This is a genomic window from Phyllobacterium brassicacearum (genome assembly GCF_003010955.1).
GTDB classification, from domain to species: domain Bacteria; phylum Pseudomonadota; class Alphaproteobacteria; order Rhizobiales; family Rhizobiaceae; genus Phyllobacterium; species Phyllobacterium brassicacearum.
On sequence record NZ_PGGO01000031.1, the window covers coordinates 17,862 to 29,679 of the forward strand.

Genomic DNA, 11,818 nt, shown 5'->3' on the forward strand with positions numbered 1-11,818 from the left:
GAATAGTTTCCGGCCATATCCAATCCTGCGATAAGTCTTTGCGGAGAAAGCCATGCGCCTGCCTACCCAAATTTTGAGCCGAGTTGCCTCCTTGGCAGTTCTCATTCCCCTGGCCGCATGTTCCACGACGGGCGAACCCAGCATGGTCCCGACGCTTCCGACGTTTGCTCCTATCCGTCCGCCGGTCAATTCTGTGCTCGCAGAGCCATGCGTTTCGGCAGCTGCCGCCAAATATTTCCTTTCCGAAAGCAATATCAAGGCCGTTGAAGCAGAAGCCATTGGTGGCGGTGTGAACCAGGTGCGCCTGAAGGCCGATCTTCGCGACGCCATGTGCACGGTAACCGACAAGGGTAAGGTGCGTTCCGTCGTCGATACAATGCCGAAGAGTGCGGACCAGGCAGCCGCTGAAGCCGCCGCAGCTAAGAAGGCTGCCAAACCCGCTCCGGCGCCAGCCAAGAAGACCAACAGCCAGAGCTGACGCAGACGCAGAGTTAACTCCAACGGCGTGGCCAAAACCTCACCGTTTTTATTTGTCTTGCAGTGCGGCCGGTACGAGGACCTTGAGTTCGCCCGCATGAATGGCGATTTTTACGTCTTTTTGCAGGGGGATCAGCTCACCGTCGATGGTGGCCTTGGCTCCGCGCCGCAGATGGGGGAAATGCAGCTCCACCTCTTTTGCGGGAATTTCATCGACGTCGGGATTGTTGCGCCAGGATCCCGTCAGGACGGTGAAGGCCAGTTTCATCAAAGCAACCGGGGTCAGGCGACCAGCGATATAGACACCGAGCTCACCACGATCGGCAAAGTCGGGCACGGGCAGCATACCCTGGCCGTAGGGATTGTTGGCGATCGAGATCGCGGACACGGTTCGCTCCGTCTGAACGCCGTCAATCACCAGACACACACCGAAACGCGGCGGGTTGCCCATGGCTCTTGTGAAAGCCCGTAAACTTGCGAGCCGCTTGCCCCAGCGCGAGCGAAACTCCAATGTGTTGCGCAGTTTGATCATTTGTGGCTGAAAGCCGATTGAAAACTGATGAACAAAGCTCTCTTCATTGGCCGTGGAGATATCGACGGCCTGTATTGTTCCCGTGGCCAGACTCTCCAATGCGGCGTTCAATTCCAGCGGTATCTTCAATGCTCGAGCAAAGAGGTTCATCGTCCCGGCAGGAAGCACGGCAAGAGGTACGCCAGTCTTCCAGGCGATGTCGGCCGCAGCTGATATCGTACCGTCGCCGCCGCCGGCCATGAGGACGTGTTCGCCGGCCTCCATAGCCACATTCTTCAGGGCTTTCATGATGTCCTTGCCCGCAACGATCTCGCTTTCGAACGAATGTCCGTGCTTCTCAAAGGTGGCTCGTGCCACCTCGGCAAACAGCTTCATGTCCATGGTACGAAATGTGCCGCCATCGCGGTTGAAAACGGCATGGACTTTCATGTCAGATCCTTGATTGGCGGAAATGGCGCTGGACGGGAGCAAGTCTTGCTCTAGACGGAAGATGATCAATTGCTCCAAGGGAGGCAATGCCTCATGGGCTGTTTGGTTCCGTCTTCCCCGTCAACCAAGGGCTGGTAAAGCCAAGTTTCCTCAGCGACGCCTGTATTTCGGGTGCGCTCATGAACAGTTTCCATAATAGACCACTGCGGTGGTTCTCAATCATCGCGATAATTGGACCCTGGTTGATGGCAAGATGGGTTCGCGCAAACCAGTTACTGGAAGGCGAGAAGGCGTCAACAAAGCCAAAACGTCCTGTAACCTTTCCGCGAGGAAGCGCCATGAAGTGGCGCAAGGCCCGCATGGACTCCTCCGGAAGGTAGGGCAGGCTGCTTAGCGCGGCTGTCGGCGCAATTAATCCGCAGTCCAAACCGGGTGAGCTTACAGCGTAGCCTTTGGGACCGTGACTTGATGTCAGCCCCCAGCAATCACGTCCGTATCCAAGGTGGCCATGCGGGTTATGCAAGCTGTGTAAATAATTGATGCGGGCGTGGTTGCAATTTTGCTCCCAGTAATCGGCATAGCGGTCTTCAAGCCCGCGTGGATCAAGCCCGCAGAACGAGTAGTGTGCAAAGAACAGGGGCCCGCCATGGTCCGGGCCCAGTGGCAGCCTTACACCATAATAGTCGCGGCCATTGCGGAAGGCGCCGTTTGCCGCAAAGCCTTCGTGATAGACATCGCTCTCGATGCCGAAGTCGGGCGATGCAGCCGCAAGGATGTAAGCTATGAGCGCCTCATTCCAGCCGCGTATTGGTACGTTCCGCGCCCAGCCGAATTTGGGGCTGTGATGCCAGTAAAGCACCTTTTCGTTGTTCTTGATGTGCGAGTTCCATTGGACGTTGTGCCACAGCCGATTGATACGATCGCGGATCATTGCCTCGTCGGGTAAGGCAAAATATTGCCGGACGCAGATTAATCCTTGGAACAACAGGGATGTTTCAACGAGGTCGCCACCGTCGTCGAGCTTCGTGAAGGGTACCGTCGAGCCGTCAGCACCGTTGATGAAATGCGGAAAAACGCCGTTGTGGCTCTTGGCGGCCTCGAGCGCCGACAGCATTTTTTCGATGCGAGCCTTGGCGTCACAACGCGCAATCCAGCCACGTTCGATCGCGACAAGGAGAGCCATGAAGCCAAACCCTGATCCGCCGATCGTGACAAGGTCATTCTTCGGGTCCACGGAGCGGCCGGACCTGTCGCGTGCGAGACCGCTTTGCGGATGTGCGCCGTCCCAGAAGTAGCGAAAGCTTGCCCGCTGAACCTGTTCCAGGATCGCGTTATCGTCGTTTTCTGCGATAGGCGGGTTTTGTAGTTCAACTCTGAGGTACATGAGAGAGGCGGGATTCCTTACACAGGGCATTATGCCGCTGCATATGCCGGGTTGCATCGGATGAACGACTGATCTCTATACGGTGTAATACGCGCGGCGTTGCCTGAGAAGGTGTATTCCGGAATTGGCCCACAATCTGAGATGAAGGCGTGGATATGCAGAAAGATCAATTCATTTTTGACCCGATCCCGCAACCGACCCTTCCGGTCGTTGGCTCCGACAAGCTGTTCCCTGTTCATCGCATCTATTGCGTTGGCCGCAACTATGCCGATCACGCCATCGAGATGGGGCACGACCCGAACCGCGAACCACCCTTCTTTTTCCAGAAGAACCCGGATTGCCTTGTGACCGATGGGCGGGATTTCCCTTATCCACCGGCGACCAGAGATGTGCATTTCGAAATGGAGATGGTTGTCGCCCTGGGCAAAGGGGGCGCCGGCATTGCTTCGGAAAGCGCACTTGAACACGTGTTCGGATATGCCGTCGGTCTCGATATGACCCGCCGGGATCTACAGGGCCAAGCGAAAAAACTCGGGCGACCGTGGGAAGTGGGCAAGGCGTTCGAAGCATCAGCGCCATGTTCGGCCGTTGTGCCAGCCTCGCGCATCGGTCATCCAGCATCTGGCGCTGTCTGGTTGAATGTGAATGGCACCGAACGCCAACGCGGCGATCTCGATCAACTCATTTGGAACGTACCCGAGACGATCGCCTATCTCTCCACATTGTTCACGCTGCAGGTGGGGGATCTGATTTTTACCGGCACGCCTGCCGGTGTCGGGCCTGTTGTGCGCGGTGATGAAATGCATGGCGGTGTCGAAGGAATCGGCGAGATTCGGGTGCGTGTCGTTTGACACTTTGCCAGCGAAGCGAAAACTTGCCCCACGCAAACTGCGGACACATGAAAAATAAAAATTTATGAGTGGGTGCCCAAATCACGCCGACTTCCGCCTACAAAAAGGTGGTGAATTGAGCACAAAACGAACTAATCCGGTTGGAAGTTGCGTCATTGCATTTTAATTGCAGCATGGTGCGCTGGCTAAGTAAAATTCGCTCGCAATTCTGTGAAGAACTGCGGTGTTGTCTTTGAAAATAAATAGTCTATTGAGATTCATTCAATCGTCATTTTCTGTCACAAAAGCTGCTGCTCCATGAACCACCGCATTCTGTTTGGCTCTTATCCGATCCCGCGTTTCGCCGGGATTGCCAGCCATAACTTTGTTATCTGGACCGATGACAAGGGGAGGCCGCTTTACGAGATCAACGGCGGTGCGGCCAATTCTGACGGCAGTTTCAACTATTGTGCGATTCGCGGGCCGCTGACGGCTGTCGTCACAGACTATGCCAAACGCGATCTCGTCCATTATCCGGAATTCTACGTGCGCCCGACTTCGCGCACGGTACTGCTCATAGAAGGGAGCTATTCGTCCATCGCAGCGCGCTGGCGCGCTGCCGTCGACGTTGCTGAGCGCATCAGGCTTTCCAATCTGCGCTATTCCTTCCTGATCCAAAACAGTAATTCCGTCGCGACTGCCATTACCGAAGGTATGGGGCTGACCCCGCCATCGACGGCGGTTGGCCGCGTCAGAGCGCCTGGAAGTCATCGCCAATTGATGCTCGATCCAGTTTAAATCTAAGTTTCCACGTATCATCTGATTGTAACAACAGCGCGGATATATTCCGCTCCACTCTGACCTTAATAAGTTTAACCTTTGCCTCTAATCTGGGCGCAATCCCGCCATTATTGCAGCGCTAATGACGCCTCTCCAAATTCCTGGTGAAATTGGCCATTACTGAATCCGTTTCTGACTTCGGAACTTCGCCGATGACGTCTATTCCTGATCACGAAAAGAAGATGCAGAGGCTTGAAGCCTGCGCGCAGTCGAAACTGCCCTGGTGGGGCAAGAGAACCAAATCGGCATTGTTCGCATTTCTTGGGATTGCCGTGGCGGTGATCAGTCTCTTCGTGCTAAGCCATTTGTCGAGCCAGATTTCACTGCACGATGTCAAACGCTCCTTGCATGCCATCCCCAATGGCGTGCTCCTGACAGCGTTGTTCTTCACGATAGTGAGTTTCGCGGCTGTTGCCCTGTATGATGTCGTTGCAGTTGAAACGATCGCACCGGGTCGGGTGCCGCACCACATTTCCGCAATGGCAGGCGGCGCCGGATACGCAATTTCCAATGCGCTGGGGTTTTCGCTGCTGACCGGCGGTGCACTTCGATACAGGATTTACGCCGCCGAAGGCATCGATATTGCCGATATTGGCCGCATCATCGGCACATCCTGGCTCGCAATCTGGTTTGCCTTTACCATCCTGGTTGCGGTTGCGCTTGTGATCGACCCGACCAGGATTCCGTGGGTTGTTTCGTTTGGACCACTGGTGGACCAGGTGATCGGTGCGTCGATCCTGGTGACCGTGGCGATCCTGCTTTACTGGCTTTCGCGCCGCGAGCGCACCCTCCAGATCGGACGCATTTCCGTTCGCCTGCCTTCGTCGCAAGGCGCCCTGATGCAGATCCTGGCCGGGCTCGTTGACGTGGCTGCCGCAGCGGCGACGCTTTATGTCCTGCTTCCTGAAGGATCAGTGAGCAGCATACCAGCGTTTGCGCTGGTCTATGTTGTGGCGGTGGCTCTTGGCATCATCAGCCATGCGCCAGGCGGCATCGGGGCGTTCGAAGCGACGATCGTTGCGGGGCTCGGCCTCGGACAGAATCCGGGTGCGATCGCAGCACTTGTCGCCTATCGCGTCATCTACACGCTCATCCCATTCCTTGTGGCGATTGCCGGTTTCGTCGCATCGGAGGTCCTGCGCAAGCGTCATATTCTCGCCGGTCCGACAATTCGGGCGGTCCGTATATTCGAGCCACTGATTCCGCCGCTATCGGCGGGCATCGCATTCCTTGGCGGCATCGTCCTCTTGATCTCGTCAGTCATCCCGGATCTGCACCACCGCCTTGAGGTGCTCGCCAACGTTGTGCCGATGCCATTTCTGGAAATGTCGCATCTTGGCGCAAGTTTCGTGGGTGTGGCGCTGCTGATCGTCGCGAGAGGGCTTGCGCGGCGCCTCTGGCGTGCATGGCTGGTTGCGCTGGTGCTCTTCAGCCTCGGGGCGATCTTTGCGCTGGCGAAGGGCCTCGCATGGGAAGAGGCTCTGATGCTGACCTTGATGGCCTGCACGCTGTTGCTTTTCCGCGATTCGTTCTACCGCAAGCCATTGGATGAGCGTTTCACGCTGACCTGGGGCTGGCTGGCAAGTATCGGTACGACGGCGTTCGCAGTTTTGTGGCTTGGCTTCTTTGCCTATCGTCATGTCGAATATGCAAACGAACTCTGGTGGCAGTTCGCCTGGGACGCTCAGGCATCCAGATTCCTTCGCGCATCAGTGATGGTTCTGACGCTTCTGGCGGCTTTGACGATCAACACAGTCATCAACGGGGTTGGTCGAGGTAAGTTGCGGGCCCAACCCATACCGGAGCAGGTGCCCGATCTTGTTGCAGCGTCACCGAGAGCCTCTGATGCCCTTGCGCTATTGGGTGATAAACGCTTTCTCATGGACCCGAACGGGCGGGGCTTCGTGATGTATGCCCGTTCGGGCGGCAGCCTGGTTTCACTTGGTGAACCTGTTGGCAGCGACGAAACGGTCACGGATCTTGCATGGGCGTTCCGCGGACTGGCTGATCGGACAGGGACAAGGACAGTATTTTACGGCGTCGGCCCGGAGAGGCTGCCACTGTTCCTGGATATGGGGCTGACAGCGCTGAAACTTGGCGAGGTCGCCCGGGTGGACCTTACCGACTTTTCTCTGGAGGGTTCAAAACGCCAACCTCTCCGCTATGCCGCCCGGCGGCTTGAGAAAGAGGGGATTACGTTCGGGATCATATCGAAAGACACGACGCATGAGATTATGGATGAGCTCCGCCGGGTTTCCGATGCCTGGCTTGAAATGAAATCGGGCTCCGAGAAGCGTTTTTCACTCGGCTCGTTCGAGAATGCCTACCTCGCGAATTTCGACATCGCTGTCCTGCGCAAGGAGGGAGCTATTGTTGCGTTCGCCAATGTATGGCGCGGTGCGGACAACCAGGAAATCGCCGTCGACCTGATGCGGCACCTGCCCGATGCCTCAAGTGTCATCATGGACGGCCTTTTCGCCAATCTCCTGATGGCAGCAAAGACCGAAGGATATCGCTGGTTCAACCTCGGCGCAGCGCCGCTTTCGGGGCTTTCTGACAGCCATCTGGCGTCGCGATGGAACCGGATCGGTTCGTTTATCTATCGGCGCGGTGCCGATTTTTACCGATTTGACGGGCTGCGCGCTTTCAAGGATAAGTTCGGCCCGAAATGGACACCCTATTATCTGATTTGCCCCCCGGGCCTCGCAACGCCTCGTTCGCTCATTGACGCAACGAATCTGGTCAGCGGCAGCCCCTTCGAGGTTCTCAAACGATGAAGTTTCTACGCAGGCCCTATCCTCTTGTCATTCTTGCGCTTGTTATTGTCAGCATCGTTCTCTCTGCCGCTCTCCACTATCTTCCGCGATTTGGTTTCGGGTCTACGGGCAAGGAGCTCCTCGTTTCATCGGAGCGGCTGAACGATGTGCCGCTGCTGCAGCCGAATGGTAAGCCGGTAGGTATTGCCATCCTGGTATCGCAGAAGGGCGGGCTCGCCGCTGATGACGACGCAATGACGAAGCTGCTGCTTGACCGCAATTTTCTGGTGCTGACGGTCGATCTTGAGAAGTGGCGAAAGGAACTCGATCAGGACACGGGGGAATGCACTTATTTCGTTTCCGATCTCGAGGGCGTGGCCAAGGAGGCCCAGCGGATGATTTCCGTTGATGCCTATATGCATCCAGTGGTCATCGGCATCGGCGAGGGCGGTGTCATGTCCTATGCTTCGGTTGCCGATGCTCCTGCAGCGACACTTGCAGGCGCGGTCATAGTCGATCCGTCAGTTGCCCTGAAGACCAAATTGCCCTCCTGTGAAGGCGCCGATTACGAGCCGGTGGCGGGCGAGGGGTTCAGCTATTCCTACGACGCGGACCTGCCCAATCCTGCGACAATCGTCAGGAAGAAACCGGATACCGATCCCAAAGGCCCGCCGACTTCCGGATTTTTTCTGGCGCAGGAAAAGATAGGACCGACAAAGGCCGAGCGTTTGGAAATTGCAGCAGATGCCGCGGTTGAAATCGCCAGGGAGGACGCCTCGGCGGAATCGCTGCCGATCACCGATATTCCTGCCGGCAACGGATCTGCGAAATATTTGGCCGTATTCTTTTCCGGAGATGGCGGCTGGCGTGATATCGACAAGTCGGTTGGCGACATCATCGCGAAAGAGAGCATGCACGTGGTCGGGGTGGATTCACTGCGTTATTTCTGGGCGCTGCGGAAGCCGGAAGACATCGCCAAGGACATCACAAGGATCGTAGCGAAGGCTGACCCGACCGGTAAGCTTCCGGTCGTCCTGCTCGGCTATTCATTCGGTGCGAATACCATACCGTTCTCGTGGCCATATCTTTCGAAGCAACTGCAAGACCGGATCAGCCTGGTGGGTTTGATCGGTACGGAAGAAACCACTCCGTTTCAGGTATCTGTTGGTGCATGGCTCGGCCTCGGCGGTGACAACGAAGTCGCACCGGCCGTGGCAAAACTGCCGTTGGACAGGGTTCTGTGCGTTTATGGTTCCGAAGAGGACGATACCGCCTGCACGGCGCCATCGCTCGCCGGAATACAGAAAATCGAACTGCCGGGCGACCATCACTATGACGAGAAGTACGATGTGCTTGCTGCCAAACTTATGGAGGCGATTGCGGCGCGGCAACCGAAATAGCAGAATTGTCCCGCTCGCCTAGGCTTGCGCTGCGGGCTCGACATGTTCGGTTTGCGCCTTCTTCGCTGCGTCAGTGTACTTTTGGGCGATGACCGCGCAAACCATGAGCTGGATCTGATGAAACAGCATGAGCGGCAATACGATACTGCCGATGCTCTGACCGGTGAAGATCACTGTCGCAATCGGTATACCGCTGGCCAGGCTCTTCTTGGATCCGCAAAAAGTGATGGCGATCTCGTCCTGTTTGGAGAACCCGGCCCACCGGCTGCCATACATGGTGACGGCGAGGACGATGGCGAGAATGAGCATGTTCACGATGATCACGACAGCGAGGTCGCGGATCGAGATCGTCTGCCATAATCCCTCGGTCACAGAGTCGCTGAAGGCCAGATAGACGACCATCAGGATGGAACCGCGGTCTACGGGCATCAGCAGCTTCTTCTTGGCTCGCATGAAATTGCCGATCCAAGGTTGCAGTACCTGCCCCAGAATAAATGGAGCCAGCAACTGCAGCAGGATTGACTGGAGCGCGTCGAGCGAGAACTCGGCGTGCCCGCTGGCGGACAAGAGTACTCCAGCGAGCAGTGGTGTCAAAAACATGCCGAAAATGTTGGATGCCGACGCAGAGCATATAGCTGCAGGGACATTGCCGCCGGCAATCGAGGTGAAGGCGATGGACGACTGCACCGTCGATGGCAGCACGCAAAGGAAGAGGATACCGGCATAGAGAGCCGGCGGTAGAATGCTTGGCACCAGAACCCCGGCACAAAGTCCAATAAGCGGAAAAAGCACGAAGGTTGCAGCCAAAATGGTCAGATGCAGTTTCCAGTGGAGAAATCCGGCAATGACCACGTCGCGCGATAGACGCGCGCCGTGCAGGAAGAAAAGCAGGCCGATTGCGACTTTCGTTGCCAGGCCAAAGTAGTCCGCTGCCACGCCGCTGACCGGAAAGAATGATGCGAGGATGACTGCTGCGACCAGCATCATCGTGAAATTATCGGGCAGAAAACGGGACATGGTCTTTCCAGCTGCAATGACATTCGCCGGACGACCGTCTAACACGATATCAAATTTGATCCTATCCAGCGTTTGGGATCGCCAAACACTGGGAGGTGATGACGCAACAAATCGCTTATGCTGCCGCTTCCTGATCGGCGGCACCAAGGACCAGGAGTTCTTCAAAGTGGTTCATATCGTCGAACCGGCAGAAGGCAGGTGGATTTATGTCGATGACTGGAGCATCGCGTTCGAGGAAAGTCAGACTACTGTCAAACAGTTCCTGCCACGCAGGGAGCCTCTCGTCTGCCAGCCAGTCGACGATATAGGCGAAGGTAATGTGAAAGACATATGTGTCGTGATCCGGGTGACGGTAGCCAAATGGAACGGACAAAGCGTCACGCCAAGTCTTGATGGTGGCCGCATCTTCGTCGGTTGCGCCTGCGACAGTCAACCCAACCGGCGTAATGTCGATCACCTTTATCTTGAACGATCCGCGATCTTCGAAGCCGCCTAGGCGCTTCAGATAAAGCTGTGTCATGTCATCGATACTGGTCCCCAGCGCTACGTCTTCTGGCCAGTAAGGAAGCGCTCGCCGATATTCGATTATGCCCTGGAAGAGGGTCATGTGGAGGCTGGAGATGGGTGTAAAGGTCAATTTGTTAGCGTCAGGCATCGACATCATGCGCCTGCGGACCTCAAGGACAGCGCGTTGGGAAGCTGACCCGCCCGCGAGGTGGCATACAACCGTATTGCCAGGTTCCTTCAGGAAGGTGCCATTGGCATCGTAGCGCGTTCCCAAGTGGCGAGGGGCGGCGGAATTGTTACTGGCAGCATATGCGGCGAGCGAGGATTTCAAGGGTAGGGACATGCAAACTCCATGGCATAGCGCGCGCGTTCAAAAATGGAGGGACGAAACGGTACGAATCGCAATGTGACCTGCGTATTTGTCAGCGGTATGAACGGCCGATTCTCCGGCCTTGCACTCGATTCGGCCGACCTGCGATTCGGTAGGGACGCCGTCTTTTTTTGACATCAAACCTGATTTGCGCGATCAAGAAAAGAAAACGGAAAATTCCGAATCTGGTAGCGATGGAAATGGACGGAACGGTAGCTTCAAAACCAGCGAATGCAGTGCTGGAGCTTAACAACATCAGTCGGCGCTTTGGTATTACCGATGCGCTCCGCGACGTGTCGCTTGCGATCGTTCCCGGCGAAATCATTTGCCTCGTGGGTCAATCGGGATGCGGCAAATCTTCCCTGCTGAGGATCATAGCGGGAGTAGATACGCCTGATAGCGGCGTCCTCATGCTCAAGGATGAAGAAATCGCGGGACCGAGGCGGTTTGTCGAGCCTGAAGTCCGCAACATCGGCTTTGTCTTTCAGGACTATGCGCTGTTCCCACATCTGACTGCCGAACAGAATGTCCTCTTCGGCCTAAAGGGAATGCCGAAAAAGCAAGCCCGTGAGCGGGCGGCGGAAATGATCGACCGCGTTGGCCTTTACCCGCTCATGAAGCGTTATCCGCACATGCTTTCAGGCGGCGAACAACAGCGCGTTGCGCTGGCCCGTGCGCTGGCTCCGAACCCCAGCATCCTGCTCATGGACGAGCCCTTTTCGAGCCTCGACCGCGGTCTGAGGGAAAAAGTGCGTGACGAGACCCTTGCTCTGCTACGAGCACTTGGCACGACGGTCATCATGGTTACCCACGATCCTGAAGAGGCGCTTTCGGCCGGCGACAGAATAGTGTTGATGCGGAAGGGGCAGGTTGTGCAAACCGGCACCGGTTACGATCTCCATGACCGGCCAAACTGTCCCTATGCGGCGGATTTCTTTTGCGCCTTCAACAAGGTTCCCGGCACTTTCAGGAATGGTCGAGTCGAAACCGCCATTGGCACATTTGGATGCGAAGCTGCTCTGGAAGAAGACAGCGCAGCAACAGCATACATTCGTCCACAGGCCATCTCGGTAGCACAGGACACTGGTAATATCCCGGGACGTATTACAGGCCGCCTGTTCCTCGGAGAAGTCGAACAACTCACCGTAGAGGTTGAAGGCTTGACGGAGCCGCTGCTGGTGCGAACGATGGCGCGGCTTCCCGCTGTTACCGCTACGGTGCGGCTAAGCATACCGTCTGGAAGCGTGCTAGCGTTCAAAGCCAAATAAATTCATCT

At 56.4% G+C, this 11,818-nt stretch carries 10 protein-coding genes; 6 read left to right on the forward strand and 4 right to left on the reverse strand.

The genetic code is table 11. From position 1 onward, the window contains the following. Positions 1-52 precede the first annotated feature (52 nt). A complete protein-coding gene (locus CU102_RS25820) occupies positions 53-478 on the forward strand; it encodes a hypothetical protein (protein ID WP_106713936.1) in 426 nt (141 codons plus the stop codon). Positions 479-526: 48 nt separating this feature from the next. On the opposite strand, the gene CU102_RS25825 is transcribed toward CU102_RS25820, so the two are convergent. Both CU102_RS25825 and CU102_RS25830 read right to left on the reverse strand, forming a co-directional pair. Further along, positions 527-1,438 carry a diacylglycerol/lipid kinase family protein gene (locus CU102_RS25825; RefSeq protein WP_106713937.1) on the reverse strand — a complete coding sequence of 304 codons (912 nt, stop codon included), beginning with the start codon at positions 1,436-1,438 and terminating at the stop codon, positions 527-529. Positions 1,439-1,529: 91 nt separating this feature from the next. Beyond that, a complete protein-coding gene (locus tag CU102_RS25830; protein WP_106713938.1) occupies positions 1,530-2,822 on the reverse strand; it encodes a glucoamylase family protein in 1,293 nt (430 codons plus the stop codon). A 155-nt stretch (positions 2,823-2,977) separates the two neighbouring features. Between CU102_RS25830 and CU102_RS25835 the strand changes: the two genes are divergently transcribed. From CU102_RS25835 to CU102_RS25850, 4 genes are all read left to right on the forward strand, one after another. Continuing rightward, entirely contained in the window at positions 2,978-3,673 is a 696-nt protein-coding gene (locus CU102_RS25835) for a fumarylacetoacetate hydrolase family protein (protein WP_106713939.1), read from the forward strand. A 297-nt stretch (positions 3,674-3,970) separates the two neighbouring features. Then, positions 3,971-4,450 (forward strand): hypothetical protein, encoded by a 480-nt coding sequence (locus tag CU102_RS25840; RefSeq protein WP_106713940.1) that lies wholly within the window; start codon positions 3,971-3,973, stop codon positions 4,448-4,450. Positions 4,451-4,644: 194 nt separating this feature from the next. Next, positions 4,645-7,269 carry a bifunctional lysylphosphatidylglycerol flippase/synthetase MprF gene (mprF, locus tag CU102_RS25845; RefSeq protein ID WP_106713957.1) on the forward strand — a complete coding sequence of 875 codons (2,625 nt, stop codon included), beginning with the start codon at positions 4,645-4,647 and terminating at the stop codon, positions 7,267-7,269. Next, a complete protein-coding gene (locus tag CU102_RS25850; protein ID WP_208113892.1) occupies positions 7,266-8,648 on the forward strand; it encodes a virulence factor family protein in 1,383 nt (460 codons plus the stop codon). The genes mprF and CU102_RS25850 overlap by 4 nt, the downstream gene beginning before the upstream one ends. Before the next feature lie 18 nt (positions 8,649-8,666). Here CU102_RS25850 and CU102_RS25855 read toward each other — a convergent pair whose 3' ends face one another. Then, positions 8,667-9,665 (reverse strand): bile acid:sodium symporter family protein, encoded by a 999-nt coding sequence (locus tag CU102_RS25855; RefSeq protein ID WP_106713941.1) that lies wholly within the window; start codon positions 9,663-9,665, stop codon positions 8,667-8,669. A 115-nt stretch (positions 9,666-9,780) separates the two neighbouring features. Beyond that, a complete protein-coding gene (locus tag CU102_RS25860; protein ID WP_106713942.1) occupies positions 9,781-10,515 on the reverse strand; it encodes a DUF1868 domain-containing protein in 735 nt (244 codons plus the stop codon). A gap of 227 nt (positions 10,516-10,742) precedes the next feature. Here CU102_RS25860 and CU102_RS25865 point away from each other — a divergent pair, with 227 nt between their 5' ends. Then, positions 10,743-11,810 (forward strand): ABC transporter ATP-binding protein, encoded by a 1,068-nt coding sequence (locus CU102_RS25865; RefSeq protein WP_106713959.1) that lies wholly within the window; start codon positions 10,743-10,745, stop codon positions 11,808-11,810. The last annotated feature ends 8 nt before the right edge of the window (positions 11,811-11,818 follow it).

Coding starts and splice junctions, on each gene's coding strand:
- CU102_RS25820 (WP_106713936.1), top strand. CDS start 53: ATGCGCCTGCCTACCCAAATTTTGAGCCGAGTTGCCTCCTTGGCAGTT.
- CU102_RS25825 (WP_106713937.1), bottom strand. CDS start 1,438: ATGAAAGTCCATGCCGTTTTCAACCGCGATGGCGGCACATTTCGTACC.
- CU102_RS25830 (WP_106713938.1), bottom strand. CDS start 2,822: ATGTACCTCAGAGTTGAACTACAAAACCCGCCTATCGCAGAAAACGAC.
- CU102_RS25835 (WP_106713939.1), top strand. CDS start 2,978: ATGCAGAAAGATCAATTCATTTTTGACCCGATCCCGCAACCGACCCTT.
- CU102_RS25840 (WP_106713940.1), top strand. CDS start 3,971: ATGAACCACCGCATTCTGTTTGGCTCTTATCCGATCCCGCGTTTCGCC.
- mprF (WP_106713957.1), top strand. CDS start 4,645: ATGACGTCTATTCCTGATCACGAAAAGAAGATGCAGAGGCTTGAAGCC.
- CU102_RS25850 (WP_208113892.1), top strand. CDS start 7,266: ATGAAGTTTCTACGCAGGCCCTATCCTCTTGTCATTCTTGCGCTTGTT.
- CU102_RS25855 (WP_106713941.1), bottom strand. CDS start 9,665: ATGTCCCGTTTTCTGCCCGATAATTTCACGATGATGCTGGTCGCAGCA.
- CU102_RS25860 (WP_106713942.1), bottom strand. CDS start 10,515: ATGTCCCTACCCTTGAAATCCTCGCTCGCCGCATATGCTGCCAGTAAC.
- CU102_RS25865 (WP_106713959.1), top strand. CDS start 10,743: ATGGACGGAACGGTAGCTTCAAAACCAGCGAATGCAGTGCTGGAGCTT.